Annotated in this window: 25 protein-coding genes; 17 read left to right on the top strand and 8 right to left on the bottom strand. The window is 64.7% G+C overall.

What is annotated here, in order from left to right; all coding sequences use genetic code 11:
* Nucleotides 1-177: 177 nt before the first annotated feature.
* From ACAG21_RS06775 to ACAG21_RS06765, 3 genes are all read left to right on the top strand, one after another.
* The gene (locus ACAG21_RS06775; protein ID WP_370495193.1) at nucleotides 178-603 is read left to right on the top strand and encodes a hypothetical protein; all 426 of its coding nucleotides are present in this window, start codon (nucleotides 178-180) and stop codon (nucleotides 601-603) included.
* A gap of 352 nt (nucleotides 604-955) precedes the next feature.
* Nucleotides 956-1,354, top strand: a complete 399-nt coding sequence (locus tag ACAG21_RS06770; protein WP_370495476.1) for an MmpS family transport accessory protein — start codon at nucleotides 956-958, stop codon at nucleotides 1,352-1,354.
* The gene (locus ACAG21_RS06765; RefSeq protein WP_370495192.1) at nucleotides 1,351-4,185 is read left to right on the top strand and encodes an RND family transporter; all 2,835 of its coding nucleotides are present in this window, start codon (nucleotides 1,351-1,353) and stop codon (nucleotides 4,183-4,185) included. The genes ACAG21_RS06770 and ACAG21_RS06765 overlap by 4 nt, the downstream gene beginning before the upstream one ends.
* Before the next feature lie 4 nt (nucleotides 4,186-4,189).
* Here the strand turns inward: ACAG21_RS06765 and ACAG21_RS06760 are convergent, their stop codons facing one another.
* A complete protein-coding gene (locus ACAG21_RS06760) occupies nucleotides 4,190-4,972 on the bottom strand; it encodes a 3-hydroxybutyrate dehydrogenase (protein WP_370495191.1) in 783 nt (260 codons plus the stop codon).
* Nucleotides 4,973-5,250: 278 nt separating this feature from the next.
* Nucleotides 5,251-5,721: a DIP1984 family protein gene (locus ACAG21_RS06755; protein ID WP_370495190.1), complete on the bottom strand. Its 471-nt coding sequence runs from the start codon at nucleotides 5,719-5,721 to the stop codon at nucleotides 5,251-5,253.
* 242 nt (nucleotides 5,722-5,963) lie between these two features.
* Between ACAG21_RS06755 and ACAG21_RS06750 the strand changes: the two genes are divergently transcribed.
* The 9 genes from ACAG21_RS06750 to ACAG21_RS06710 all read left to right on the top strand — a co-directional run bounded on the left by ACAG21_RS06750 (nucleotide 5,964) and on the right by ACAG21_RS06710 (nucleotide 15,278).
* The gene (locus ACAG21_RS06750; protein ID WP_370495189.1) at nucleotides 5,964-6,416 is read left to right on the top strand and encodes a nitroreductase family deazaflavin-dependent oxidoreductase; all 453 of its coding nucleotides are present in this window, start codon (nucleotides 5,964-5,966) and stop codon (nucleotides 6,414-6,416) included.
* 135 nt (nucleotides 6,417-6,551) lie between these two features.
* Nucleotides 6,552-7,634 (top strand): diguanylate cyclase domain-containing protein, encoded by a 1,083-nt coding sequence (locus ACAG21_RS06745; RefSeq protein WP_370495188.1) that lies wholly within the window; start codon nucleotides 6,552-6,554, stop codon nucleotides 7,632-7,634.
* A gap of 96 nt (nucleotides 7,635-7,730) precedes the next feature.
* Nucleotides 7,731-8,741: an alpha/beta hydrolase gene (locus tag ACAG21_RS06740; RefSeq protein WP_370495187.1), complete on the top strand. Its 1,011-nt coding sequence runs from the start codon at nucleotides 7,731-7,733 to the stop codon at nucleotides 8,739-8,741.
* Between the two features lie 2 nt (nucleotides 8,742-8,743).
* On the top strand, nucleotides 8,744-9,604 hold the full coding sequence (locus ACAG21_RS06735; RefSeq protein ID WP_370495186.1) for an SDR family NAD(P)-dependent oxidoreductase: 861 nt from the start codon (nucleotides 8,744-8,746) through the stop codon (nucleotides 9,602-9,604).
* Between the two features lie 26 nt (nucleotides 9,605-9,630).
* Nucleotides 9,631-10,551: a reductase gene (locus tag ACAG21_RS06730; RefSeq protein ID WP_096289176.1), complete on the top strand. Its 921-nt coding sequence runs from the start codon at nucleotides 9,631-9,633 to the stop codon at nucleotides 10,549-10,551.
* The gene (locus ACAG21_RS06725; RefSeq protein WP_370495475.1) at nucleotides 10,548-12,050 is read left to right on the top strand and encodes a flavin-containing monooxygenase; all 1,503 of its coding nucleotides are present in this window, start codon (nucleotides 10,548-10,550) and stop codon (nucleotides 12,048-12,050) included. Before ACAG21_RS06730 ends, ACAG21_RS06725 begins: the two co-directional genes overlap by 4 nt.
* Before the next feature lie 14 nt (nucleotides 12,051-12,064).
* On the top strand, nucleotides 12,065-13,009 hold the full coding sequence (locus ACAG21_RS06720; protein WP_370495185.1) for a MerR family transcriptional regulator: 945 nt from the start codon (nucleotides 12,065-12,067) through the stop codon (nucleotides 13,007-13,009).
* 548 nt (nucleotides 13,010-13,557) lie between these two features.
* Nucleotides 13,558-13,764 carry a hypothetical protein gene (locus ACAG21_RS06715; RefSeq protein ID WP_096289182.1) on the top strand — a complete coding sequence of 69 codons (207 nt, stop codon included), beginning with the start codon at nucleotides 13,558-13,560 and terminating at the stop codon, nucleotides 13,762-13,764.
* 281 nt (nucleotides 13,765-14,045) lie between these two features.
* Nucleotides 14,046-15,278, top strand: a complete 1,233-nt coding sequence (locus ACAG21_RS06710) for a sodium-dependent bicarbonate transport family permease (protein ID WP_370495184.1) — start codon at nucleotides 14,046-14,048, stop codon at nucleotides 15,276-15,278.
* Between the two features lie 5 nt (nucleotides 15,279-15,283).
* Here ACAG21_RS06710 and hemW read toward each other — a convergent pair whose 3' ends face one another.
* On the bottom strand, nucleotides 15,284-16,456 hold the full coding sequence (hemW, locus tag ACAG21_RS06705; protein WP_370495183.1) for a radical SAM family heme chaperone HemW: 1,173 nt from the start codon (nucleotides 16,454-16,456) through the stop codon (nucleotides 15,284-15,286).
* 508 nt (nucleotides 16,457-16,964) lie between these two features.
* On the opposite strand from hemW, the gene ACAG21_RS06700 reads away from it, so the two are divergent.
* From ACAG21_RS06700 to ACAG21_RS06685, 4 genes are read left to right on the top strand one after another with little or no spacing between them, the layout of a single operon-like run.
* A complete protein-coding gene (locus ACAG21_RS06700; RefSeq protein WP_370495182.1) occupies nucleotides 16,965-18,635 on the top strand; it encodes a nitrite/sulfite reductase in 1,671 nt (556 codons plus the stop codon).
* Nucleotides 18,632-19,375, top strand: coding sequence for a phosphoadenylyl-sulfate reductase (locus ACAG21_RS06695; RefSeq protein WP_370495181.1), 744 nt, complete (start codon nucleotides 18,632-18,634; stop codon nucleotides 19,373-19,375). Before ACAG21_RS06700 ends, ACAG21_RS06695 begins: the two co-directional genes overlap by 4 nt.
* A gap of 28 nt (nucleotides 19,376-19,403) precedes the next feature.
* Entirely contained in the window at nucleotides 19,404-20,162 is a 759-nt protein-coding gene (locus tag ACAG21_RS06690) for a sirohydrochlorin chelatase (RefSeq protein WP_370495180.1), read from the top strand.
* A 55-nt stretch (nucleotides 20,163-20,217) separates the two neighbouring features.
* A complete protein-coding gene (locus ACAG21_RS06685) occupies nucleotides 20,218-20,544 on the top strand; it encodes a hypothetical protein (RefSeq protein ID WP_370495179.1) in 327 nt (108 codons plus the stop codon).
* 3 nt (nucleotides 20,545-20,547) lie between these two features.
* On the opposite strand, the gene ACAG21_RS06680 is transcribed toward ACAG21_RS06685, so the two are convergent.
* The 5 genes from ACAG21_RS06680 to ACAG21_RS06660 form a co-directional block, all read right to left on the bottom strand.
* A complete protein-coding gene (locus ACAG21_RS06680; RefSeq protein WP_370495178.1) occupies nucleotides 20,548-21,621 on the bottom strand; it encodes a sulfate/molybdate ABC transporter ATP-binding protein in 1,074 nt (357 codons plus the stop codon).
* 15 nt (nucleotides 21,622-21,636) lie between these two features.
* Nucleotides 21,637-22,455 (bottom strand): sulfate ABC transporter permease subunit CysW, encoded by an 819-nt coding sequence (cysW, locus tag ACAG21_RS06675; protein ID WP_370495177.1) that lies wholly within the window; start codon nucleotides 22,453-22,455, stop codon nucleotides 21,637-21,639.
* Complete coding sequence (cysT, locus tag ACAG21_RS06670) at nucleotides 22,452-23,333, bottom strand: sulfate ABC transporter permease subunit CysT (RefSeq protein WP_370495176.1); 882 nt, start codon at nucleotides 23,331-23,333, stop codon at nucleotides 22,452-22,454. Before cysT ends, cysW begins: the two co-directional genes overlap by 4 nt.
* Nucleotides 23,330-24,367 (bottom strand): sulfate ABC transporter substrate-binding protein, encoded by a 1,038-nt coding sequence (locus ACAG21_RS06665; protein WP_370495175.1) that lies wholly within the window; start codon nucleotides 24,365-24,367, stop codon nucleotides 23,330-23,332. Before ACAG21_RS06665 ends, cysT begins: the two co-directional genes overlap by 4 nt.
* A 319-nt stretch (nucleotides 24,368-24,686) precedes the next feature.
* Nucleotides 24,687-24,881, bottom strand: coding sequence for a hypothetical protein (locus ACAG21_RS06660; protein WP_370495174.1), 195 nt, complete (start codon nucleotides 24,879-24,881; stop codon nucleotides 24,687-24,689).
* Between the two features lie 37 nt (nucleotides 24,882-24,918).
* On the opposite strand from ACAG21_RS06660, the gene ACAG21_RS06655 reads away from it, so the two are divergent.
* The gene (locus ACAG21_RS06655) at nucleotides 24,919-26,163 is read left to right on the top strand and encodes an FAD-dependent oxidoreductase (RefSeq protein WP_370495173.1); all 1,245 of its coding nucleotides are present in this window, start codon (nucleotides 24,919-24,921) and stop codon (nucleotides 26,161-26,163) included.
* The last annotated feature ends 171 nt before the right edge of the window (nucleotides 26,164-26,334 follow it).

Here is a 26,334-nt window from a genome sequence, read left to right as displayed (position 1 = left end):
ATTGTTAAACCGCGCGATCCGCGGCGGCGTCCGACGTGCGGCGGCATGACCGAAACGAGCTCGAACCGTTACCGGCGCCTGACCAAAGGCTGGCAGCGATTCCCCACGCCCCGGGTTCGGGCCTAAGCTAGTGCTCGGTCGCGTCCACAACGGCTACCGTCAGGCAAGGAGCGAGCAATGGAGCAAGGTTTGTTCGGCCTGCTGACGGTCGTTGCCCTGGTACTGGCTCTGGTGTTCGCCACCATTGCGGCCGTGTACATCAAGCGGCTGGGGGAACGGCCTTCCACTCCGATATCCGACGAAATCGGCATCGCCAGGACGGTCACCGTGAAGGTGCGTAAACGCGAACCGATGTCGCAAGAAGAGCTCGACTACGCGAAGCAAATCGTGGCCGATCGCAGCTCCTTGCTGACGTTCAGCATCCCCGGCGCCTTGTTCTCGGTCGGTTGCTTCTACGTGTTCGGGAGCCTGTACCACTTGCACGGGGCGACGCCGTCGGAGCGGACCTTCCTCGGGGTGTTCCCCATGCTCGCCTCGCTGAACTTCACGACTCAGATCCTGCGCAGCGTGAGGTTGAAAAGACGTTTGCGGAAATTGTCGTGAGCAACGACATGAGTACGGCTCGTGCCGTTGCTGACATGCCTTTTCACGCGCCGGCGGCGCTCTAAGCAAACCGGCATGATCGCAGCGATTCGTGCCGCGATCGGCGTGACTGGGCGCATCCCCGTTGCCGTGAACCCCGGCGGGTGGCAACTTCGGTAGTCATCATGTTCTCGTATTGGCCCAAAGCCGCTACTCTTGACCATCAGTCCACCGCATTGGGCACATGACCGTCTACTATTCGGGCGGCGCGCGGGCGGGGATGAAATGAGAGCGCCAGGCCCGAACCGTAGTCCGAAAAGGTGATCGAGTGAGCCCTCGTTCAGTCGGCAGGACCGTCTTGGCACGAGTCTGGATGCCTTTGGTCGCCGTCGTTGCGCTCACCGTGGGAGGGGTGGCCATGTGGAAGGTGCACGAGTTCTCCAACCCCCCGCCAGTCATCACCGTCAATGAGCCCGCGGCACCGCCGGAGTTCAGTATCAAACGGCTCACCTACGAGTTGTTCGGCAACGTCGGGCAAGGCGGGATGCTCGTGTGGGTGGACGTCAACGGACATCCGCATCGGGTTGATCTCACGACGCTGCCGTGGTCGCACACGGAGTCGACCACACTGACCGTGGTGTCCGGCAGCATCTCGGCGCAGGTTCAGGGCGGCCAGGTCGGCTGCCGGTTGCGGGTCAACGGCGTTGTCCGCGCTGAACAGTCCGATGCCCATCAGGACGCACACGTCTTCTGCCTGGTGAAATCCGCATGAGCGAGCATCGGTCGGAGCCTGTGGCGAAACGACCTTTCGTTCCCAGAATGGTCCGCGTCTTCGCGATACCGATCATCGCCTTCTGGGCGCTTTTGGCCGTGTCGACGAACACCTTCATGCCGCAGGTAGAGCGGGTCGCAGAAGAACTCGCGGGTCCGGTAGTCCCGCACTACGCGCCGTCACAGCGAGCGTTGTTGTCCATCGGCGCGAAGTTCCACGAGTCCAATTCGACCAGCTTGGCCATGATTGTGCTGGAAGCCAATCGGCCGCTGGGCGACGCGGATCATCAGTACTACGACGATCTGATGCGCCGGTTCAAGCAAGACCCCAAGCATGTGCAGTACGCCATGGATCTGTGGGGCAAACCGATCACCGCGGCAGGGGCGCAGAGCCTCGACGGCAAGTGCGCATACGTGCTGCTGCGTCTCGCCGGCGATATCGGCCAGATGCAAGCGAATGAATCCGTTGCGGCCGTTCGGGATATCGTCGCGAAGGACACGCCGCCACCCGGGCTCAAGGTTTACGTCAGCGGCGCCGCACCGCTGGCCTCGGACACCGTAGCTATTGCGAATTCGAGCCTGAACGACATCACGATCGTGACGATCTTTCTGATCATCGGGATGTTGCTGCTGGTGTACCGCTCTGTGGTCACCCTGTTTGTGCCGTTGGCCGGAGTGCTGTTCGAGATGTTGGTCGCGAAGGGAGTTATCGCGACCCTCGGTCATCTTGGGTACATCGAACTCTCGTCATTCGCGGTGAATATCGTAGTCGCGCTGACCCTGGGAGCGGGCACGGACTACGGCATCTTCCTGATGGGCCGCTACCACGAGGCGCGACACGACGGCGAAGGCAGGGAGCAGGCGTTCTACACCGCATACAAAAGCGTCACGCCCGTCATCCTCGGGTCCGGGCTGACGATCGCCGGGGCTTGCTACTGCTTGACTTTCGCGCGCCTCAACTACTTCCACACCATGGGGCCGGCGGTCGCGATCAGCATGCTGTTCACCATCGCGGCAGCGCTGACGCTCGGTCCGGCGTTTTTGACCGTGGGCAGCCTCTTTGGGCTCTTCGACCCGAAAAGCAAGGCCAAAGCGCACCTGTATCGACGGATCGGGACGAGCGTCGTCCGATGGCCGGTGCCGATCCTGGCGGCCAGCACCGCTGCCGTCATGCTCGGAGCGATCTTCGTGCCGACGTACCGCCAGAACTACGACGACCGTCAGTACCAGCCGCACAATTCCCCCGCCAATCTTGGTTTCCAGGCGGCGGATCGGCATTTCCCGAAGAGCAAGCTCTTTTCCGAGATGTTGATGATCGAGTCGGATCACGACCTGAGGAACTCGGCTGACTTCATCTCGTTGGACCGCGCCGCCAAGGCTCTGGAACGCCTTTCCGGCGTCGCGATGGTGCAGAGCATCACCAGGCCGATGGGTCGAGCTTTGGAGCATGCCCACATCCCGTATCTGTTCACCACACAGGGCAGCGGTCTGGGCCAACAGCTCCCGTTCAACCAGCGGCAAAACGCCAATACCAGTGAGCAGGCCGAGATCACGCAGCACACGGTCGCGGTCTTGCGCAAGGAGATCGGCTTCTTCCAGACGATGTCGGACGAGATGCACAAGACGGTCCTCACGATGGAGGACATGCAAAAGGTCACCGACGAGTTGAGGTCGAACCTAGCCAACCTCGAAGACTTCTTCCGGCCGATGCGCAGCTATTTCTATTGGGAGAAGCACTGTTTCGACATTCCCGTCTGCTACGCCTTCAGGTCGCTGTTCGAGTCGATCGACGGTCTCGACAAGATGGCCGACGACATCAAGGACGCCGTAGCCTCGCTCGAGGTCATCGACAAGACCTTGCCGCAAATCATCACGCAACTGAAACTCACCGCCGACGACTCGGAGGCGCTGGCCAATCTCTTGGTCAACACCTACGGTCAGTCGTCTTTGCAAACCACACAGACCGACCAGACATTCGACGACCAAATCAATGTCGGACTCGACTTCGACCAGTCCCGCAGCGATGACTTCTTCTATATCCCCCACGAGGGTTTCGACAACGACGACGTCAAAACCGGTATGCAGCTGCTGATGTCGCCGGACGGCAAGGCCGCCCGAATCATCGTGACCCACGAGGGAGACGCCAACGGCCCGGAGGGTGTGCAGCACGTCGAACAGTTCCCCAACGCGATAACGGTGGCGCTCAAGGAGACCTCGCTGGCCGGCTCGAAAGTCTATATCGGCGGTTCCGGGGCAACCAATAAGGACATCAAGCAATACGCCGCGTCCGATCTGCTGATCGTGGCGATCGCCGCGTTCGTGCTGATCTTCTTGATCATGCTGTTCCTGACGCGAAGTCTGATGGCGGCCTTGGTAATTCCCTTGACGGTGGCCTTCTCTTACGCCGGCGCGTTCGGGCTCTCCATCCTCGTTTGGCAGCATCTCATCGGTCTGCCGCTGCACTGGCTGATTTTGCCGCTTACGTTCATCATCCTGGTGGCGGTCGGTTCGGACTACAACCTGCTGTTGATCCTTCGCGTCAAAGAGGAGCTGCACGCCGGGATCCACACCGGTCTGATCCGCGCGCTCGGCAGCACCGGCGGTGTGGTGACGTCCGCGGGCTTGGTGTTCGCGTTCACGATGCTGGCAATGCTGACAAGCGATCTGAGAACGATCGGCCAGGTGGGTTCCACCGTGTGCATCGGATTGCTGCTCGACACCTTGATCGTGCGGTCGTTTGTGGTGCCGTGCATTCTGCGCATTCTCGGGCCGTGGTTCTGGTGGCCGACCCTGGTGCGCAGTCGCCCGCTGCCGCAGGCGCAAACCACCTAGGGCGTCATTGGGCGGTCCAGCCGCCGTCGATCGAGTAGCTGGCACCGGTGATGGTGGCCGCCGCATCGCCGGCCAGGAAAACCGCAAGTGCCCCAACGTCTTCCGGGCGGGTGAAGCGCGCCATCGGCTGCTTGTCGGCGACGAATTCTTGCTTGGCCTCGTCGAAGGACTTTCCCGCCGACTTGGCGAACGCTTCGATCTGCTGCTCGATCAGAGGGGTCATGATCCATCCGGGACAGATTGCGTTGCAAGTGATGCCGTGCTCGGCGGTCTCGATCGCCGCCACTTTGGTCAGCCCCACAACGCCATGCTTGGCCGCCACATAGGCCGATTTCTCCGCACTCGCGACCAGGCCGTGCGCCGAGGCGATGTTGATGATTCGGCCCCAGCCGCGCCGTTTCATCCCGGGCAGTGCGCAGCGAGACGTGTGGAACACGGCCGACAGATTCGTCGCGATCACCGCGTCCCACTTCTCGACCGGAAAGTCCTCCAGCTTCGCCACGAACTGAACCCCCGCATTGTTGACGAGGACATCGACCGACCCGAAGGTCCGTTCGGCGTCGCCGATCATGTCGGCGATCTCGGCCGGCTTGGTCACGTCGGCGCCCGAATAGGCCGCCGTCACCCCGAAAGTCTCTTCGATATCGGACCGCTGCTGCTCGACAACCTCCGGGTCACCGAAGCCATTGAGGGTCACGTTAGCTCCCTCCGCGGCGAAAGCCCGTGCGATCGCAAGACCTATACCCGACGTGGAACCCGTTACGACGACCGACTTTCCGCGGATCATCAGCGGCTTTCCTTTCCTGGCACATTTGGGATGCTGGAGACGATTATCCGTCGAGTGGGATTCCCAAGGTGGATGCCCCGTGCCCGCCCTCATTGTCACGAATCTGCACGTGGTGATGTGCTGTGTGCTGTGTGCCGTCACCGGTGCGCAATGCTGGGCTGCGATGTGATGAGGGAATCGGACCCTCTGCGCTGCCCTTCGCGCGCCAGGAGAGACCGGACTTCGCCCGCCGATCAGGGCTTGTGCACGCCTTCACGACAACTACCTGCTCCACCTTCTCAATCCAGCAGATCTACCTCCCAATTGGAGCGTTGGATCCGCACGTCTAGCTCACGAAGCTCGCGCGCCAGCACATCGGCCTGCGCGCGCAACTCGGCGACAGGCAACGCGGACTGCATTTTCAGCTCGGACCGCAGCTGCCGCGAGTAGTTGGGCTGGTTAATGCCTGCAGCCGCATCTGCCGCCACGGTCACCACGTAGTGACGGTGGCGCAACGCGTCGCGGCGGGCCAACGCATCGGTCAGGGTGCCGTCCGCGTCGAGGGTGGTGGCCGCGTTGGTGCGATTGATACGCCGGATCAGAGTTTCGAACTCATCGAGCACCTCGCCGACTTCGGTCAACAGGGCCGACGCGTCCTCGGCGGGCTCTTCGCCTTCTTGGTATCGAGCGTTGTTCACGATGCGGGTGCGCAACTGCTCGATCCGCCGCGCCGCAGTCGCGCGTAGCGACAAAGCCTCTGCGAGCTTCACGATTCGGACTCCTTTGTGATCGCCGGCCCGGCCACGTGACCGCGTCGGGCGGCCCGGGCCCCTAGCATCATGAACCCGGCTTGGGCAGCTGGCAATTCACTTTCCCGGGCAGTGCCCACCGGCGCCACGTCCCGGGCAGAAAGTTATGTCTACCAACCGATCACGACTTCTGCCTGACAACCATCGTTTTCCGGCTCCGTGATAAGCCCTCACGCGGCGCAGGGCGCCTTACCCTCGGCGGAGTGCAAGAATTCGACGACCAGCGGTTCCGGACCGACACGGTCGCACTGCAGACGTTCAACAAGCAGATCATCGGCGAATTTCGGCAGAACGCCGGCAAGGTCGGCGGCGTCTTCGAAGAACTCAACGTGCTGTTGATGACCACGACCGGCGCCAAGTCAGGCCTGCCGCGCTTGACCGCGCTTGTGTACTTTCCTATCGATGACGCCCTGGTGATCGTCGGTTCGCGCGGCGGGGCACCGAAAGATCCCGCATGGGTGCACAACTTGCGCGCGAATCCACAGGTGCGCCTGGAGATAGGCACCGAGTCGTTCGAGGCCACGGCCCGCGAGGCCCTGGGCGAGGAGCGCGATTCGTTGTTCGACGAGGTGGTGTCCAGGTCGCCGAACTTCGGGGTGTACCAGACCAAGACCACGCGTGTCATCCCGGTGTTCGCGCTCCGGCGCTGCGATTAATCGGCCTGCACGCCCACCCGCCGATCCCGCTTTGCGCGAAGAGCCCTGCGTTTCGGCAACCGGTAAGTAGCATACGACCGAAGGTTTGGTCGGCGCCGTCGATTTCGACGTCACCGGGGGCGAGGGGCGTCGGTAGTGGGGTGGATCAGCGTGTGGTGGCGGCAGCCCGACCACTACGATTGGCTGTCGGAATACCTTGCCGCGCGCGGACTGAAGCCGTTTGTCCGCTTCCTGCTCGTCGCGATCCTGACCACCCTGGTGGCAGCGACGGTACTGATGCTCAGCAGCCCATCGGGTCCGCACGCACCCACGCAGCGCGCCGGCGCCATGGCGGCCATCGTCATCCTCCTGGGGTTCGCGCTGGCATACGGGCTGCGCTGGCCCACCCGGGCGCAATCCAAGATCTTTTCAGCGGTCGGCGCGCTGGGCATCGCGGTCGCCTGCATCGTGCAGAACGATCCGCGTAACGGAATGCTCGGGTGTGCGGCATTCGGCGGCCTGGCGGGTTACGTCGCGTTCTTTCACTCGGCTCGCTTGTTGGTTTTCACGCTCGGCACCGCATCGGGTGCCGCAGCAATTTGCGCCGCCCGGATCGCCGTGAACAGCGACGCGTTGATCGCAACAGCGGATTGGTTGGTGCTAAGTGCGGGGCTGCTGGCAGTACCGTTCTGCGGACAGGTCCTCGTGCATTGGTTGTCGGTGGACGCCCTGAAGTCCTCGACCGATCCGCTCACCGGCCTGCGCAACCGCCGGGGCTTTTATCGAACGGCGCCGAAGCTGCTCGCCGGGGACGAGCGCCCGCTGTGCATCAGTGTGATGATGATCGATCTCGACAATTTCAAGCGCATCAACGACACCTACGGTCACGCGACCGGAGACCGAATCTTGGTGGCCGTTGCCGACAACCTGCGCCAGATCCGCGACGGCAAGACGGTGCTCGCTCGCGTCGGCGGGGAGGAATTCCTGGTCGCCGAAAGTATCGGCAAGCAGGAAGCACTCCACGCCGCTGAGGCCGTGCGGGTGGCCATTGCCGCGACCAACTGGTATGTCACCGCCAGCGTGGGTGTCAGCAGCGCTTGTCTGCCGATGGTGGTCGAAAGGCCCGGGCGACAGATCATCGAAAGCCTGGTCGAGGCCGCCGATGCCGCGATGTACGAGGCGAAACGCGCTGGCGGAAACCAGGTTCGGGCTTCGGAGTACCCACACGGCCTGGAGTAGCCGCGCGGCTTCCGGGAGGGGCACCCCATACGCGGATCACCGCCCCACCGAAAGCTGCCATTGACGAATGTCACCATTTACTGTTGACTGCGTTGCATGGCGGACATCGTTCCGGCCCGCGGGTCACTGCGGTCCCGCGGCGCAGCGGCGGTAAGCACCTACACGCTGCGACCGTTCAGCGGGCTGGTGCCGCCCGAGCGCGCGTGGGGAATCTGGCTGTCGCGCCAGCTGATCGCGCGTGTGATGGCCACCTTCGGCCCATCACTGTCGGGCACCCGCGTTGAACTGGTCGACACGAGACTGCCCGACGGTCGCCGGGTCAAGGGTGAATGGGTGTACGGGCCACGGACGCCGACGAGCGAAACCACGCATTCGTCGACAACACACGGCGCGATCTACTACGTACACGGCAGTGGTTATGCCGTATGCTCGCCAAAGACCCACCGGCGGTTGGCATCCTGGCTGTCATCGCTGACCGGCCTGCCGGTGTTCAGCGTCGACTACCGGTTGGCGCCGCGTTATCGCTTTCCGACCGCCGCCGACGATGTCCGGGCGGGCTGGGACTGGCTGGTGCATACGTGTAATGTGCCGACGAAAAACATTGTGATAGCCGGTGATTCGGCGGGCGGTCACCTGACGGTCGACATGCTGCTGCAGCCCGAGGTCGCCACGAACTCTCCTGCCGCGCTGGTGCTGTTCTCCCCGCTGATCGACATGACCTTCGCGCTCGCGCTCGCCCGCGAGAAGATTCGTCCCGATCCCGCCATCCGAGTCGCCGACGCGGCCCGTCTGGTCGCGCTCTACCACCCGGAAATCGATCTCACCCATCCCCGGTTGACACTCGACGTGGCCGGCGGTGCGATGCTGCCGCCGACCCTGGTTCAGGCCGGCGGGGCCGAAATGCTGCAGGACGATGCGCGGCAGTTAGCCGCCGACATCACAGCCGCCGGCGGCCGCTGCGAGCTGCAGGTGTGGCCGCACCAAGTCCATGTGTTCCAAGCACTTCCGCGCATGACGCCCGAAGCGGCAAAGGCCATGGCCTACGTTGCGCGGTTCATCGCCCACTCCTTGCAGGATGCCCGCGCCGTGGTTGACAAGGTGGGCTGACGATGCTCGGACCACTGGACAAACTGCTCGGCACGTCGAAGACCACCAGCCACAGCGCGTTGGCCGTAGTGACCGGGGCCGGCAGCGGGATCGGCGCGGCGTTCGCCGTCGAACTCGCTCGCCGGGGCGGCACGGTGGTATGCAGTGACATCGACGAGGTCGCCGCGCAACAGACCGCGGACGCCGTCGCCGAGCACGGCGCGAAGGCGATCGCGAACCGCTGCGACGTTTCGCGAATCGACGACGTTCGCGCGCTGGCCGAAGAAGCACGGTCCTTCTTCGGAGCCGCTCCCACGCTGATCATCAACAACGCCGGTGTCGGCGCCGGCGGTGCAGCCATCGGCGATGTGCCCCTGGACGATTGGGTGTGGACGCTGGGCATCAATTTGTGGGGCCCGATTCACGGCTGCCACGTGTTCACCCCGATCCTGCGCGAGGCCGGGTCCGCGCACGCCCCACGTGGCATCATCAACGTCGCCTCGGCGGCAGCGTTCGGTGCCGCTCCCGGCATGGCTGCCTACAACGTCAGCAAGGCCGGCGTGCTTTCGCTTTCCGAAACGCTGGCCGCCGAATTGTCCGGTACCGGCATCCGGGTCACGGTGTTGTGTCCGACGTTCGTCAAGACCAATATCGTGGCATCGGGCCGGATCAGCGAGGAGTCCAGCGACCTCGCCAACACGCTGATGCGCTGGACCGGGTTCTCGGCTCAGAAGGTCGCGCGGATCTGTCTGGATGCCCACGATCGCGGTGAGCTCTACTGCATGCCACAACTCGACGCCAAGATCGGCTGGAACATCAAACGTCTTGCGCCGCAGGCCTATACCCGCGTGGTCGGCCTCGTGTCGCGGGCGAACAGGCACTGATAATCGCAATGGGAAGGGGGCTGCTGGTGGCCATCGACATGGAAGCCATGCTTGCCAAGATCAAGGATCGCCAGTGGGCGCTTGCCGACATCGATTGGGACGCGCCGGGGGCCGACACCATCAAGCCCGAGTTTCGGCCCAAACTCCGGGCCTTCATGGCCGACCTGTGCTGGATCGAGAACATCGGCGCCCGGGGATTCGCCGCGCTCGCCAAGAAGGCGCCGAACCCCACCATCGCCGAGATCTACCGGTATTTCCACGCCGAGGAGCAACGGCATGCCAACGCCGAACTGGCCCTGATGAAGCGCTGGGGCATGCTCGACGACGGCGAGATCCCCAAGCCCAACGTCAACATCCGGTTGGCCATCGAGTGGCTGGACACGTTCGCCGACGACATGCCGCTGTCGGTGCTGGGCACCGTGATCCCGATGCTGGAGGTCGCACTCGACGGCGCGCTGCTGAAGTTCCTCCTTGACACTGTGCAGGATCCCGTCTGCCATCAGGTGTTCGAGAAGATCAACAACGACGAATCACGGCACATCGCCGTCGATTTCGAGGTGCTGGAGATGATCGGCAATGCCAGCGCGCGTCGACTCGCCATCGAATTCGTCGGGCGCTTCGCGTCCCCTGGTCTGATCATCGGCGTGCTGATGTACGTGCCGCTGCTCAACCGGGTCCGCAACGAGATGGCCGGCATGGGTATGGATTCGGAGCGGTTGTTCAACGCGGTCAACCGTTTCAAGCAACTCGGCGACCGGGGTGAGCGCACCCGGCGGGTGCCCACCTACAAGTTGCTCAAGCGCCACGGCATGTGGGTGGTCAACCCGAGACACCCCTATCAACTGCTGGCCAATTCCATGGTGTGGCTGTCGGATTTCTATCCCAAGCCGCTGCTGAGGCCGGCGCCGAGCTGGTCGAAGGAACTCACCCACGAGCCGGCAGCCTGACCATGGCCGTCGACCACACCTACGCAACGCTGATCATCGGAGCCGGCTTCACCGGACTCGGTACCGCAATTCGGTTGGCCCAGGCCGGAATTACCGACATCGTCATCCTGGAGCGCGCCGACCGGGTGGGCGGCACCTGGCGCGACACCACCTACCCGGGGGCCAGCTGTGACGTGCCGTCGCTGCTCTACTCCTACTCGTTCGTGAAAAATCCGACGTGGTCGCGGACCTACTCCCCTGCCCCCGAGATTTGCCGCCACCTCGAAGACATGGCGACCAAGTTCGACATCCGCCCGCACATCCGTTTCCAACACGAGGTCAACGATCTGAGCTTCGACGAGGACGCCGGTGTGTGGACGGCGAAGACCAAGAACCGCAAGAAATTTCGCGCCCGCACCATCGTTTTGGCCTCCGGCCCCCTCTCAGATGTCAGCTTCCCGAACATCCGTGGTCTGAACACCTACCGGGGACACAAGATCCACAGTGCCCGCTGGGATCACGATTACGACTTCACCGACAAGCGCGTCGCCGTCATCGGGACTGGCGCCAGCGCGATCCAGATCATTCCCGAACTGGTCAAACGGGCTGGATTCGTCAAGGTGTTCCAGCGCACCCCGGGCTGGGTGCTGCCCCGCCTCGACGTGGCGACCCCGCCGGCCGTGCAAATCCTATTCGCCAAAGTACCTGCCGCGCAACAACTTGCCCGCCAGGCGTTGTTCTGGGGCCACGAAGCCAGCGCCACCGCCCTGGTGTGGGACACCCCGTTGACCTCGCTGGTGGCTCGGCTCGGCCAGGCTCATCTGCGCGCCACCGTCAAGGACCCGTGGCTGCGCCGGCAACTGACCCCCGACTTCGCTCCCGGTTGCAAGCGGATGCTGGTCTCCAGCGACTATTACCCCGCGCTGCAGCGCGACAACTGCAAGTTGATCTCCTGGCCGATCGCGACGCTGAGCCCCGTCGGCATCCGCACCAGCGACGGTATCGAACATCACCTCGACTGCATCGTGTTCGCCACCGGGTACGACGTCCACCTCACCGGCCCGCCGTTCGCCGTCACCGGCCTCGGCGGGCGCTCGCTGGCCGACGAATGGGCCGATGGCGCACAGGCTTACAAGAGCATCAACGCGCACGGCTACCCGAACCTGTTCTTCATGACCGGCCCCAACTCCGGGCCGGGGCACAACTCGCTGCTGGTCTACATCGAGGGTCAACTCGATTACGCGGTGCGCGGCATCCGCACCATCCTCGACGACGACCTGCGCTACCTCGACGTACGCGAAGACGTGCAGCTGCGCCACAACGAAAGCATTCAGCGCCGGCTCACCAAGACAACCTGGATGTCGGGTTGTCGCAGTTGGTATCTCACCAAGGACGGGTTCAACGGCTCGATGTACCCGGGTTTCGCGACCCAGTATCTTCGCCAGATGAGCGATTTCCGCTATGCGGACTACCGGGCAGTTGCGCGCGGGGCGGCCAAGCGCGTCACCTCGTCGGCCTAAGCTGACGCACTGAGATGGCACAGAAACCGGAACCCGGCACGATCGCCAGCGTCCTGTACAACGTGCGGCGGGCGCCCAAACGCGTTCGGCGCCAATCGCGGGACTTCATCGACACCGCGGTGTCGCAGCTGTTCGACGCGGCGGTGCGGCACCCGCATGGCGACGCGGCATCCGGGGAGTACCGGATCGACGACCTGGCCCGGCTGGCCGGCACCACCACCCGCAACATCCGGGTCTACCGGGATCGCGGACTGCTGCCGCCGCCAATGCGGGTCGGGCGCATTGCGTTGTTCAACGACACCCATCTCACCCGGCTGCGGCTGATCACCTCGATGCTCGATCGCGGCTACAACATCGCCCATGTGCGGGAAATGCTGGGCGCCTGGGAAGAAGGCAAGAGCCTCGGCGACGTGCTGGGCCTCGAGACGGCCATCGTGGGCAGCTGGACCACCGAGAAACCGGAGACCATGCCGCTCGCCGACGCCGAGGCGCTCGTCGACGACCCGACCGCGTTCGACCGGCTGGTCGCCCTGCAGGTGATCCGCGTCGACGGCCAGCAGGCCACCGTGACCCGGCCCAAGCTGATCGAGGCGTTCAACGAGATCCGGGGCTACGGCGTCGAATTGGAGAAGCTAGTCGACCTGCACGAGCAGATCGTGCCCGAGATCGACAAGATCAGCGAGCTGTTGGTGCGCGCCGGCGCCGAACACGTCCTCGACAAAATCAAACCCGGCCAGGCGCTGCCCGCCGATGCCGAGATCGCCGAGTTGATCACGATGCTGGTTCGGTTCCGCACCCAGGCGGTGGCGACCGTCACCGCAACGCTCGCGTCCTCGATCGAGTCGAACATCGAGTCGTTGACCAGCCGCATCCTGGCCGATTACCTGGAACGCTCACCGGAGGCCGGAACCGAGGCGCCGCCCGACGAATTGTCGGCACGCCGGCGCAAAGCCAATTAGCGCGCAATCAGATGCGGCGCCTGCGCGGACAGCTTCTCGCAGGTGTGCGATCGGGGCCTCCAGGGGCGCTGCGCGCGGATCGATCGCTCCTGGAATTAATCCGGCGTCGGCTCTTCGCAGTGGCCGGGCGATCGGCCGTCTCAGTTCTGCGCCCGACCCGTTTGCGCAGGCAGCGACCGCGGAACTGATCGCGTGAGGGCCCGTCGAGCGGTCCACCCGGAGGCATCGGCAGGCCAAACGTTTGCCCCTCGTTCACCTGCCCAGCGAATAGGAAAGGGCTAGCATGGCTGTGTTCCCCGTACCATCACTGGCTCCGACGCGGACTGCATGGGGGGCTCGCCAGCCGACCGGCGCGGAGAAGGGGGTAGTTCGGGTGAACCGCTATCAAAAGCATTCGAACCGCCGAAGCATTCCGGGGCCGGACGATCCGCGCCGGACGTTTCCCACGGACCCTGACAGAAAAACGTAACAAAGGTTTAATCCGGCCGGTGCGGACGACCCAGCAAATGCCCGATCGCGATTAACGCCCTTCCACTGAGAGGAACATTATGTTCGTGATCCGGCTCGCGAACGGTGAAGAAGTCCACGGATCCGACGGCGACGAACTCGAAATAAACCAGGAAACAGGCGTGCTTACGGTTTCTCGGGTCGACGGATTCGAAGAAATTACGACGCATTACTCGCCGTCCGCCTGGCTGTCGGTGACCCACCGCAAACGGGGCGCCGGCGTGCGGCCCTCGCTAATTTCCGGTTGAGCGGCGACACGCTAATCCTGACAGTAAATACACAGCCAACTCACACCAGATTCACGTTAACCCCGCCATACCCGGTCCCACCAGCATCGCTGTGACCACCGGTTTTGGGATCCCCAATCATTTCCGCCCGGCTTGGAACGACATGCACAATTCGGGTCAGATCCGAGTGGCGGTTTGGCAGCGGCAGAGCTAAATTTTCCACGGTCTTCGGGATGTTCGTGGTAGCCCCCGCTTGCGGACGGTGCTTCCCCCGGGCCACCGGACGGAAAAGAGAGGCACCAATGCTGCAAGAGTTCTGGCATAACTTCACGCATAACCTGTTCAAACCGCTTCTGCTTTTCTTCTACTTCGGATTCCTGATCCCGATCTTGAAGGTGCGATTCGAGTTCCCCTATGTGATCTATCAAGGCCTCACTATGTACCTGCTGCTGGCTATCGGCTGGCACGGTGGTGAGGAACTCGCCGAGGTCAATGCCTCCAGCGTCGGGGCGATCATCGGATTCATGGTGTTGGGCTTCGCGCTCAACTTCGTGATCGGCATCGTCGCTTATTACCTGCTCGGTTGGCTGACCAAATTGCGCAGGATCGATCGGGCGACGATCGCCGGTTATTACGGGTCGGATTCTGCCGGGACGTTCGCCACCTGTGTGGCGGTCCTGGCCGCGGTGAACATCGCCTTCAACGCGTACATGCCGGTGATGCTGGCCGTCATGGAGATTCCCGGCTGCCTGGTGGCGCTCTACTTGGTGGCTCACCTGCGGCACCGGGGAATTGACGCGGCGGGCAACATGGCCGACGAGCCGGGCTATGCGCCGGTGAAGGTCGGCATCGGGCCTGGCACCGCGGCACGGCCCCCGCAGGGCCAGAGCCTGGAGACCGAGCGCGCGATCGAGGAGGAACTCGAACTCTCGCTGGAAAAGGGCGAGCGCACAGACGAACTCGACGTCAGCCCGGGCGTGCAGCTCACCAAGAAGAAGCCGTCCATCTTCTCCCGTGAGCTGTTCCAGGAGGTGTTCCTCAACCCCGGGCTGGTACTGCTGATCGGCGGGATTGTGATCGGCCTGATCAGTGGTCTGCAGGGTCAAAAGGTCGTGCAGGACGACGACAAGTTCTTCGTGATGGCGTTCCAGGGTGTGCTGTGCCTGTTCCTGCTCGAGATGGGCATGACGGCCTCACGCAAGTTGAAGGACCTTCGAACGGCGGGACCCGGCTTCATCTTCTTCGCGGTGCTGGCGCCGAATGTCTTTGCCACGCTGGGGATCATCGTCGCCTGCTCCTACGCGAGCCTGACCCACACCGACTTCAAGACCGGCACCTACGTGCTGTTCGCCGTCTTGTGCGGCGCGGCTTCCTACATCGCGGTGCCGGCGGTCCAGCGACTGGCAATCCCGGAAGCGAGTCCGACGCTGCCGTTGGCCGCGTCACTGGGTCTGACGTTCTCCTACAACGTCACGATCGGGATCCCGCTCTACATCGAGATCGCCCGCGTCGTCGAAGGGTGGTTCGGCGTTTGACGCCGTCACCCTAGTAGGGTCCGCACCACCCCGTCGGCCAGCAACCGGCCGCGTGCAGTGAGGACCAGCCGGTCGCCGTCTGCCACCAACAAGCCGTCGGCGACAACGGTTTTGGCTCGTTCGCGTTCGACGGCGTTCAGCGCATCCAACGGAAGCCCTTGGCGCATACGGGTTTTCAGTAGCACGTCCTCGGTGTGCAACGCCTCGGCATCCAGCTGCTCGAAGCCCGCCACGGGTAACCTGGAATCCGCCAATATTTCCGCGTATGCGTTGGGGTGCTTGACGTTCCACCACCGCGTTGCGCCGACGTACCCGTGCGCACCCGGTCCCGCGCCCCACCAGTGACCACCGTCCCAGTAGCCCACGTTGTGCCGGCACTGCCCGCCCGGCCGCGACCAGTTCGACACCTCATACCAATCGAAACCGGCCGCGGATAGGCGCTCGTCGAGCAGCTCGTAACGGTGCGCCAGCACGTCGTCGTCGGGTGCGGCCAGCTCACCGGTGCGGACCCGGCGCCCCAGCGCCGTCCCCTCCTCGACGACCAGTGCATACGCGGACACATGGTCGACGCCGGTCGCAATCGCCGTATCGACCGAGCGCAGCAGCTCGTCGTCGGTCTCCCCCGGCGTGCCGTAGATGAGGTCGAGGCTGACGTGTTCGAAGCCCGCCTGCAGCGCCTCGCGGGCGGCGGCAGCCGACCGGTTCGGCGTGTGGATTCGGTCGAGGACACCCAGCACGAACGGGGACACCGACTGCATGCCGAGCGACACCCGGGTGTAGCCGGCCGCTCGGGCGGCCTCGAAGAAGTCCGGCCAGGCCGATTCCGGGTTGGCCTCCGTGGTGACCTCGGCGTCCGGGGCGAGCACGAAGTGTTCACGGACCATGTCGAGCAGCGCGACGATGCGCGCAGGCCCCAGCAGGGATGGCGTCCCCCCGCCGACGAACACCGTATTCACCGTCGGTGCGTCCAGCCGCGCCGCGGCCAGCGCCAACTCGGTGCGCAACGCCTCCAGCCAGGCGTCCGGGTTGACGCCGCCGAGCTCGGCGGGCGTGTAGGTGTTGAAATCGCAATACCCGCAACGAGTTATGCAGAACGGGACGTGGATGTACACCCCGAACGACTGCCCAGGACTGCGCTGTAGGCCGGGAAGCTCAACCGATGCTGCGCGAAGAGCCATGCCAAATGATTGCACGTTCGCCGGGGCACGCCGGCCGCTCGGCCACCGCGGGGGTGAGCAAATTCACCCGGGCCTGCCGCCCCGGGCGTCAGCCACCTCTGTACTACGCTGCGCGGACCGTGTCGACGCCGTTCACCCGGCGGCCTGGCCGATTGACCACGTCAGACGCCGAGCGGACTGGCCTCTCAGGGGTTTCTCGGTTTTGTCTATCCGATTACCCAGGATTACCGGGTAGTTTTGCTCATCGTGAGGGCAAATTTGACCTGGTGGCGCTGGCCGCCTCTATCCATGGCAGAATGGGCGCGTGACCGTCGCCCAGCCCAGCCAGCGCATCGCGCTAGTGGTTCGGCGGCACATCGATCTCAAACGTGTCTGCAGCTGTAGCTGTCCGGCTTGATGTCGTAGACCCGCCCACCTGTACGTCCAGCTGGCGCCGGATCTGCGCCCGCCGCAATTGACCGGTGAGTCGCGCGTCCACGCCTGCACAGCCCGCGAAGGAGATCTTCGAATGACCACAGCCCGTCCCGCCAAGGCCCCTCGAAGCGAGGGCCAGTGGGCACTGGGAGAGCGCGAGCCGCTGAACGCCAACGAGGAGTTCAAGCAGGCCGGCCCCCCGCTGGAAGTGCGTGAACGCATCTTGAACACGTACGCCAAGGACGGCTTCGACAGCATCGAAAAGAATGATCTGCGTGGCCGGATGCGCTGGTGGGGTCTGTACACCCAGCGTGAGCAGGGTTACGACGGCAGCTGGACCGGCGACGAGAACATGGACAAGCTCGAAGCCCGGTATTTCATGATGCGGGTGCGCTGCGACGGCGGCGCCCTCTCAGCCGGCGCGCTGCGCACTCTGGGCCAGATTTCCACCGAGTTCGCCCGCGACACCGCTGACATCTCCGATCGGGAGAACGTGCAATACCACTGGATCCGGGTGGAGGACGTCCCGGAGATCTGGCGGCGGCTCGCCGAGGTCGGATTGCAGACCGCCGAGGCCTGCGGCGACTGCCCGCGCGTGATCCTGGGCTCACCGCTGGCCGGTGAGTCGCTCGACGAGGTGCTCGACCCCACCTGGGCGATTGACGAGATCGTCAAGCGCTACATCGGTCAACCCGAATTCGCCGACCTACCGCGCAAGTACAAGACCGCGATCTCGGGTCTGCAGGATGTGGTGCACGAGGTCAACGACATCGCGTTCATCGGCGTCAACCACCCCGAGCACGGCCCCGGCCTGGACGTGTGGGTGGGCGGCGGGTTGTCCACCAACCCGATGCTGGGCCAGCGTCTCGGCGCGTGGGTGCCTCTGGCAGAGGTGCCCGAGGTGTGGGCCGCGGTCACTTCGGTGTTCCGCGACTACGGGTACCGGCGGTTGCGCGCCAAGGCGCGGCTGAAGTTCCTGCTCAAGGACTGGGGCGTAGAAAAATTTCGTGAAGTTCTCGAGCAGGAGTACCTCAAGCGGCCGCTGATCGACGGCCCGGCCCCCGAGCCGGTCACGCACCCGATCGACCACGTCGGAGTACAGCGGCTCAAGAACGGACTCAACGCGGTCGGTGTCGCCGCGATCGCGGGCCGGGTCTCGGGCACCATCCTTTCCGCGGTGGCCGACCTGGCCGAGCAGGCGGGTTCGGACCGGATCCGGTTCACCCCCTACCAGAAGCTGGTCATCCTCGACATCCCCGACGACAAGCTCGACGGCTTCGTCGCCGGCCTCGAGGCCCTCGGGTTGCAGGCGAACCCCTCACACTGGCGCCGAAACCTGATGGCCTGCACCGGGATCGAGTTCTGCAAGTTGTCTTTCGCCGAAACCCGGGTCAAGGCACAGACTTTGGTGCCAGAGCTGGAACAGCGGCTCAATGACATCAACTCACGCCTCGACGTCCCGATCACCGTCAACATCAACGGCTGCCCGAACTCGTGTGCGCGGATTCAGGTGGCCGACATCGGCTTCAAGGGTCAGATGGTCGACGACGGCGACGGAAACTCAGTCGAGGGCTTCCAGGTGCATTTAGGCGGCAGCCTCGGGCTGGACAGCGGATTCGGCCGAAAACTGCGCCAGCACAAGGTGACCAGTGACGAGCTGGGCGACTACATCGATCGGGTGGTACGCAACTTCGTCAAGCACCGCAGCGAGGGAGAGCGGTTCGCGCAGTGGGCACTTCGCGCCGAGGAGGGCGATCTGCGATGAGCACCGAAACGAAAGACCCGGAATACGCCGCACTGCGTGAGCTGGCCGCCCGGGGCGCGGCCGAACTCGAGGGCGCCAGCGCCACCGAGCTGTTGCGCTGGACGGATGAGAACTTCGGCGGTATCAACGGCCCCCGCGGCTGGGCAACCTGCAATTACATCGTCGCCTCCAACATGCAAGACGCCGTGCTGGTGGATCTGGCGTCCAAGGTGCGCCCCGGCGTGCCGGTGCTGTTCCTGGACACCGGCTATCACTTCGTCGAAACCGTCGGCACCCGCGATGCGATCGAATCCGTCTACGACGTGCGAGTTCTCAACGTCACGCCGGAGCACACGGTGGCCGAGCAGGACAAGCTGAAGGGCAAGGACCTGTTCGCGCGGGACCCTGGCGAATGCTGCCGGCTCCGCAAGGTCGCCCCGCTGAGCAAAGCCCTCAGCGGTTACTCCGCGTGGGTGACCGGGATACGCCGGGTCGAGGCACCGACTCGCGCGAACGCGCCACTGATCAGCTTCGACGAAGCATTCAAGCTGGTGAAGGTCAACCCGCTGGCGGCGTGGACCGACGAGGACATGCAGAACTACATCGACGAGCACGATGTATTGGTCAATCCGCTTGTCTACGAAGGCTATCCGTCGATCGGCTGCGCCCCCTGCACGGCCAAGCCCGCCGAGGGCGCCGACCCGCGCAGCGGACGCTGGCAGGGGCAGGCCAAAACCGAATGCGGGCTGCACGCGTCGTGACGCGCCGGCGACGATGCAGAGCGTAGCGATGAGGTGGGGGCACCTCCCGCTTGCGGGGGAGAGTGGCGCCGTCGACCCCAGCCTCGTCCTGACCGCACATGGGAGCAAGGATCCACGGTCGGTGGCCAATGCACGGGCCGTCGCCGACCAGGTGGTGTGCTTGCGGCCGAACCTCGATGTGCGACTGGCATTCCTGGAACACAGCTCACCGAGCCTGGCCGACGTGCTCATGTCGGTGGATGGCCCGGCGGTCGTCACTCCGTTGTTGTTGGCCAACGCGTACCACGCCCGCGTCGACATCCCCGCCCAGATCGCCAATTGTGTTACGAACCAACAAGTGTGGCAGGCACCGGTGCTCGGCGAAGACGACCGGATGGTGGAGGTACTGCGTCGGCGCGTGACGGAGCTGGGGGTCTCGCGCCGCGACGAGGGCGTCGGTGTCCTCGTGGTGGCGATCGGCACTTCCGACTTGGCGGTGAACGCGCGTACCGGCCGGGTCGCGCCAAAGCTGTTGGCGGGCACGTCCTGGGCGGGGGCAACCACCGCGTTCGCCACTCAGCAGGAACGTTCGCTCTCCGATGCGTTGGGCAGGTTGCGCCGGCAGCGCGCCCAGCGGGTAGTCGTCGCACCGTGGTTCCTGGCGCCGGGATTCATCCCCGATCGGGTGCAGAGATTCGCCGCCAAGGCCGGCATCGAGATGGCCGCCCCGCTGGGAGCCGACCGGTTGGTGGCCGAGACCGTGCTGGATCGCTTCACCGCCACGGCCGCCGACCAGATCGCGGCCTGAGCGGCCTGAGCCGGCTGACCGTACGTCAAATCGCTTGCGGCACTAACATGGCGCAATGGGCGATTACGAACCCCGTGGGCTCGCCGAGCATCTGGCCGGGCTGCCCCACTTCCATGTCGTCGCCCTGAACCGGAACAACGAGGTCATCTACAGCGACGGCCTGACTTGGCCCGGCGCGGAGGGATTCGCCGCGGACCTGATCTCACCGGCGCCGGGCGCCCCCGTCCCGGAAGTCGAACTCGAAGCGGTGTGGATCGTCGAAACCGATCCACGACGGTGCCCATTCGCCCACGGCGACGACACCGCTGAGTCCGACGAGCTGACGGTGACCGAGTACATCGAGCGTCTGACCCAGCAACCGCCCTACTGGTCGCTGCAATAACTTTCAGGCCGAGGTCAACGTGCTCTGTTCTTCGTCGGCACCGCCGGACGGCGCGGCGGCAGCGATGCTGGCGGGCACGCGGGTGGCGCGCACGTAGACGGTGTCCCCGTCCTTGAGAGCCAGCGCCTCGGCGTCGCCTCGGGTGATTTGGGCGGTGAAACTGCCGCCGGTGGCCGCGCTGGTCAACTCGACGCGCACCTCGAATCCCAGTGCCACGACGCGGTCGACGGTAGCGCGGACGACGCCGATGGATTCGGCGGTGCCATCACCGCCCGCGATCGCCATCTCGGGATTGCGACCGACCCGAATGTCATGCGGGCGAACCAAACTGCCGTTCAGCGTCGAGACCGCACCGAGGAACGACATCACGAACGCGTTCGCCGGGGCGTCGTAGACCTCGGTTGGGGACCCGACCTGCTCGATACGGCCCTTGTTCAGCACCGCGATCCGATCGGCGACGTCCAGCGCCTCGGCTTGGTCGTGAGTGACCAGCACCGTGGTGACGTGGACTTCGTCGTGCAGCCGGCGTAGCCAGGCGCGCAGATCCTCGCGAACCTTGGCGTCCAGCGCCCCGAACGGCTCGTCGAGCAGCAGCACCTGCGGGTCGACGGCCAAAGCGCGCGCGAGCGCCATGCGCTGTCGCTGACCGCCGGACAACTGGTTAGGGTAGCGACCCTGAAATCCGCTGAGCCCCACGACTTCCAGCAGGTTGTCGACCTTCTCCTTGATTTCGGCCTTGGGCCGCTTGCGAATCTTCAATCCGTACGCAACGTTGTCGCGGACCGTCATGTGCTTGAACGCGGCGTAATGCTGGAACACGAACCCGATGCCGCGCCGCTGCGGCGGCACCCGCGTGACGTCACGGCCGTTGATCGTGATCGTGCCGGTGTCGGGCTGGTCGAGACCGGCGATGGTGCGCAGCAGGGTCGACTTGCCGGAACCGCTCGGGCCCAGCAGGGCCGTCAGCGAGCCGGTGGGGACCACGAAGTCCACATGCTCCAATGCGACGAAATCACCGTAGCGCTTGTTGGCGTCGCGCACGGTGATCGCCAGGTCGGTGGTTTTGGCGTCGGTCATGTCCGAATCTCCTTGTCAGGCCTTGCTCGCCACTCGTGCCCGGCGGGCATCCAGAATCACCTGGACGACAAGCACGGCCACGGCAACACCCATCAACAACGTCGACAATGCGTAGGCACCGTATTCGGCCCCACGGTTGTAGCGATCCGAGACCAGCAGCGTCAGTGTCTGCGACTTGCCCGGAAGGTTGGACGACACGATGGTCACCGCGCCGTATTCGCCGAGCGTACGGGCGATGGTCAACACGATGCCGTAGGTCAGGCCCCACCGGATGGACGGCAGCGTGATCCGCCAAAAGGTTTGCCACCAGCCAGAACCCAGGGTGGCCGCCGCTTCCTCCTGGTCGGTTCCCAGCTCATGCAGCACCGGCTCGACCTCGCGTACCACGAACGGCAGGGTGACGAAGATGCTGGCAAGAACAATGCCCGGCAGGCCGAAGATGATTTTGAAACCCAGGTCGCGTTCCACGAAGCCGAGCGCACCGGCCGACCCCCAGAGCACGATCAACGCAACACCCACGACGACCGGCGAGACGGCGAACGGCAGGTCGATGACCGCCTGCAGCACACCCTTGCCGCGAAATCTGTTGCGCGCCAAGACAAGTGCGGTGGGAATTCCGAACAAGACATTCAGTGGCACCACGATGGCGACCACCAGCAGTGACAAGTCCAGCGCCGATATCGCCGCCGGAGTGCTGATCCAGTCGACGAACTGGCCGAACCCCGGCGCGAACGTTCGCCACAAGATCACCGCCACCGGGATGATCAGCAACACCGCGACATAGGCCAGCGCGACATACCGAGTGAGGTAACGAACCCAGCGTGACGATGTCACTGCGCGCGCTCCTCGTGCCGGGCCGCCCGCGCGCCGACCAGGCGCAGGGCGAACAGCACCACAAACGAAAGCAACAGCAACACAATCGATATCGCTGCCGCCCCGGTGCGGTCGTCGTTCTCGATCAACGTGCGTATCCACTGCGACGACACTTCGGTCTTACCCGGTACCGCCCCGCCGATCAGGACCACCGAACCGAATTCGCCGATGGCCCGCGAAAACGCCAGGCCGGCACCGGACAGCAACGACGGCAGCAGCGCGGGCAACACGACCGAGGTGAAGACCTTCGGCCCGCTGGCGCCCAGTGACGCGGCGGCCTCCTCGGTTTCCCGGTCGATTTCCAGTAGCACCGGCTGAACGGCGCGCACCACGAACGGCAGCGTCACGAACGCCAGCGCCACCGCCACACCCCAGGCGGTGTGCTGCAGATGTAGGCCGACCGGGCTGTTTTTCCCGTAGAGAGCCAGCATGACCAGGCTGGCGACGATCGTCGGCAACGCGAACGGCAGGTCGATGATCGCGTCGACGAGACGCTTCCCGGGGAAGTCGTCACGCACCAGCACCCAGGCGATCAGCAGGCCGAACAACAGATTGACCACCGTGACCCCGACGGAGATGGTCAGCGTCACCCGAAACGAGTCGATCGCGGCACGCGATGTGACGGCCTCCAAGAACGCCTGCCAGCCGCCGCCGGCGGCCTGCCACACGATGGCGGCCAGCGGCAGCAGCACGATCACCGAGAGCCACAGCGTCGCCACCCCGACGCGAAGCGACGAGGTGCCACCGCGCCCGAACGACCGCGCGACCGGTTGGGTGTTACTGGGCGAGTCGAGCTCGGGCCGAACAGCTTCCGGGCCCGGGGGCGTCGTCACGGTCATCCGGTGGCCTTCGTATAGATCTTGGTGATGCTGCCGTTGCTCTTGTCGAAAAGCTGCGGATCGACCGTGGCCCAACCGCCCAGGTCGGCGATTGTCCAGAGCTTCGGCGGCAACGGGAACTGGTCGGCGAATTCGGCGGCGACCGACGGGTCGACCGGCCGAAAACCGGCCTGGGCCCACAATCTCTGCGCAGCGGCCGTGTATTGGAAGTTGCGGAACGCGGTGGCGACGTCGAGGTGCGGGCTCGTTGTCACCAACGCCAGCGGATTTTCGATCTTGAAGGTCTGCGGTGGGGTGACGTGCTCGACCGGCTTGCCTTGTCGCTCAGTGGCGATGGCCTCGTTCTCGTAGCTGATCAACACGTCGCCGCTGCCCTGGACGAAGACGTCGGTGGCTTCTCGGCCCGACCCGGGTCGCAATTTAACGTGGTCGCGCACCAATTGGCTGATGAAGTCGATTCCCGCTTGGCCATTCCGGCCGCCCTCGCTCTTGGCGGCGTACGGGGCCAGCAGATTCCATTTGGCCGAGCCGGAACTCAACGGGCTGGGCGTGATGACCTCGACACCGGGCCGCAGCAGGTCATCCCAATCCTTGATGTGTTTCGGATTGCCCTTGCGTACTACGAAAGTCACCACCGACCCGAACGGGATGCCCTTGGTGGCGTCGGTGTTCCAGTCCTTGGAAACCTTGCCCGCCTTGACCAATCGGGTCACATCCGGCTCGACAGAGAAGTTCACCAGGTCGGCCGGTTTGCCTTCGGCAACGCCGCGGGACTGGTCACCCGAGGCGCCGTAGGAGGTGATCACCTGCACGCTCTTGCCCTCTTCGGAGTTGTTGAACGCGGGAATCACCTTGCTCCATCCGGGTTCTGGAGCGGAGTAGGCGACCAGGGTGATCGTGGTGTGCGCACCCGAGGGCCCGCTGCCACCAACGACATCGCTGGGGCCGCCGCCGCAGGCCGCGACGACACCGACGATCAGTGCGAGCGCGACAAGAGGCCGCCAGCGCGGTGCGCCGGCGTTGTCGATAAGCATTGACGGCCTTTCGGTGCGGGCTTACGGATTTCGGTCCGTTGCTGCGGAAAGGCAATCAAGACGTCAGGAGAATTCGCGAACTCCCTACCAGACCGCGCACGGGTGGTAGTCAGCGACAACAGTGCACGAAGACATCACATTCCGGGGCTTCGGATGTCAGGTGCATGGCGCGAAGCCTAACAGGAATTCGCTGACCCGCCACCGGACCGGGTGGCATCGCAAGTCGGCGTGCCCGCCTCAGTGCGTCACCCACCAGGCGACGATCACCAACACCACGAGCGTGACCAGAACCAACGTCACGTGCGAACGAGGCATCCGGTTACCTGGGCGTCCCGTCGGTCTGACGCGCGCGCTGCATCAATTCGAGGCCTTTGCTGAGCACGGAGTCCAGGGCCACCGCCGCGAGGTAGGCGACCGCCAGCACGACGGGCATCACCACCATGGCCTGCAGCACGAAGGGAAGTCCGGAAATCCACAGCTCATTTCCGTCCCACCAATTGAGAAACCCGTTCACCCGGCTCACACTATTCGTCCGAGCTGTGGAAACACCAATGTGTCAAGATCTGCGAGTGCCTGTCGCATCCGAGGAAACCACCTGCGTCATCGCCGGCGGCGGTCCGGCCGGAATGGTGCTTGGCCTGCTGTTAGCGCGGGCCGGCGTAAGAGTCACGGTGATGGAAAAACACGCAGACTTCCTGCGTGACTTCCGGGGCGACACCGTGCACGCAAGCACGTTGCGCTTGCTCGACGAACTCGGTTTGGGCTCGCGGTTCAGCCAGCTTCCGCATCGCCTGATCGACAGCATCACATTGGAGATGCAGGGCCAACCGCTGAACCTCGATTTGTCCCGGTTGCCGGGCGCCCACCAGCACATCGCCCTGGTGCCGCAGTGGGACTTCCTGGAGATGTTGGCCACCGCGGCCGAGGGGGAACCCAGCTTCCGGTTGCTGCGCAGCACCGAAGTGACCGGCGTGGTGCGCGACGGCAACCGCGTCACCGGCGTCACCTATCGCGACTCCACCGGCGAAAGCAAGCAGATGCGCGCCTTGCTGACGGTGGCCTGCGACGGGCGCGGATCCACGGTGCGCTCCGCGCTCGGATTCCAACCGCGGCGGTTCGGCGCCCCGATGGACGTGTGGTGGTTCCGGTTGCCTCGTCATGCCGACGACCCGAGCGGGCTTGCCGGCATGTTCGTGGCCGGACACGGGATCATCATGATCGACCGCGGCGACTACTACCAGATCGCCTACATCATTCCCAAGGGCGCCGATGCCGACCTACGCGGCCAGGGCATCGAGGCGTTGCACCGGGTGCTGGTGGACCTGGTGCCCTGGATCGCCGACCGAGTCGGCACGCTGACGTCGTTCGATGACGTGAAACTGCTTGACGTGCAACTCAATCGGCTCCACCGGTGGTACACCGACGGGGCCCTGTGCATCGGCGATGCGGCGCACGCGATGTCGCCGGTCGGCGGTGTCGGGATCAACCTCGCGGTCGCCGACGCCGTGGCCACCGCGCGCCTGCTGGCCGACCCGCTGCTAGCCGGCCGGGTCTCGACCCTGGAGCTGTTGCGGGTGCAGGTGCGCCGTTGGATACCCACGGCGATCATCCAGGCGGTACAGCGGATGATCCACGCCCAAGTGGTCGCCGACGTGGTGACCGGAAGCGATGGCGAAGCGCCCCGGGGCGTGCGACTGGCCGGCCGGCTGCCGTCTTTGCGGCGATTCCTCGCCTACCTGGTGGCGATCGGTCCGCTGCCCGAGCACGCACCGAAGTTTGCCCGGCCGAACGGCTGATCCGCCGAGAACCGCCGCGCCAGGGGCCGGACAAAAAATGGACGCCGGGCGCCTCGACAGATGATGATGGCGGGATGGTCATGCACGCCGAACCCGCCGACCAGCCCGCCAACGGGGAGCCCGCGCAGTCATTTCCCTCCGCGCGCCAATCGCCACAGGCTTCGCCGCTCG

Source organism: Mycobacterium sp. pR1184, from assembly GCF_041287235.1.
Taxonomy (GTDB): Bacteria; Actinomycetota; Actinomycetes; order Mycobacteriales; family Mycobacteriaceae; genus Mycobacterium.
This window is presented reverse-complemented; position numbering and strand designations above follow the sequence as displayed.

Excerpts from the sequence above, each read along its gene's own strand:
- ACAG21_RS06770 (WP_370495476.1), top strand. The coding sequence starts at position 956 with ATGCCTTTGGTCGCCGTCGTTGCGCTCACCGTGGGAGGGGTGGCCATG.
- ACAG21_RS06655 (WP_370495173.1), top strand. The coding sequence starts at position 24,919 with ATGTGTCAAGATCTGCGAGTGCCTGTCGCATCCGAGGAAACCACCTGC.
- cysT (WP_370495176.1), bottom strand. The coding sequence starts at position 23,333 with ATGACCGTGACGACGCCCCCGGGCCCGGAAGCTGTTCGGCCCGAGCTC.
- ACAG21_RS06765 (WP_370495192.1), top strand. The coding sequence starts at position 1,351 with ATGAGCGAGCATCGGTCGGAGCCTGTGGCGAAACGACCTTTCGTTCCC.
- ACAG21_RS06665 (WP_370495175.1), bottom strand. The coding sequence starts at position 24,367 with ATGCTTATCGACAACGCCGGCGCACCGCGCTGGCGGCCTCTTGTCGCG.
- ACAG21_RS06720 (WP_370495185.1), top strand. The coding sequence starts at position 12,065 with ATGGCACAGAAACCGGAACCCGGCACGATCGCCAGCGTCCTGTACAAC.
- ACAG21_RS06680 (WP_370495178.1), bottom strand. The coding sequence starts at position 21,621 with ATGACCGACGCCAAAACCACCGACCTGGCGATCACCGTGCGCGACGCC.
- ACAG21_RS06710 (WP_370495184.1), top strand. The coding sequence starts at position 14,046 with ATGCTGCAAGAGTTCTGGCATAACTTCACGCATAACCTGTTCAAACCG.
- hemW (WP_370495183.1), bottom strand. The coding sequence starts at position 16,456 with ATGGCTCTTCGCGCAGCATCGGTTGAGCTTCCCGGCCTACAGCGCAGT.
- ACAG21_RS06700 (WP_370495182.1), top strand. The coding sequence starts at position 16,965 with ATGACCACAGCCCGTCCCGCCAAGGCCCCTCGAAGCGAGGGCCAGTGG.
- ACAG21_RS06695 (WP_370495181.1), top strand. The coding sequence starts at position 18,632 with ATGAGCACCGAAACGAAAGACCCGGAATACGCCGCACTGCGTGAGCTG.
- ACAG21_RS06690 (WP_370495180.1), top strand. The coding sequence starts at position 19,404 with ATGAGGTGGGGGCACCTCCCGCTTGCGGGGGAGAGTGGCGCCGTCGAC.
- ACAG21_RS06775 (WP_370495193.1), top strand. The coding sequence starts at position 178 with ATGGAGCAAGGTTTGTTCGGCCTGCTGACGGTCGTTGCCCTGGTACTG.
- ACAG21_RS06685 (WP_370495179.1), top strand. The coding sequence starts at position 20,218 with ATGGGCGATTACGAACCCCGTGGGCTCGCCGAGCATCTGGCCGGGCTG.
- ACAG21_RS06760 (WP_370495191.1), bottom strand. The coding sequence starts at position 4,972 with ATGATCCGCGGAAAGTCGGTCGTCGTAACGGGTTCCACGTCGGGTATA.
- ACAG21_RS06735 (WP_370495186.1), top strand. The coding sequence starts at position 8,744 with ATGCTCGGACCACTGGACAAACTGCTCGGCACGTCGAAGACCACCAGC.
- ACAG21_RS06740 (WP_370495187.1), top strand. The coding sequence starts at position 7,731 with ATGGCGGACATCGTTCCGGCCCGCGGGTCACTGCGGTCCCGCGGCGCA.
- ACAG21_RS06715 (WP_096289182.1), top strand. The coding sequence starts at position 13,558 with ATGTTCGTGATCCGGCTCGCGAACGGTGAAGAAGTCCACGGATCCGAC.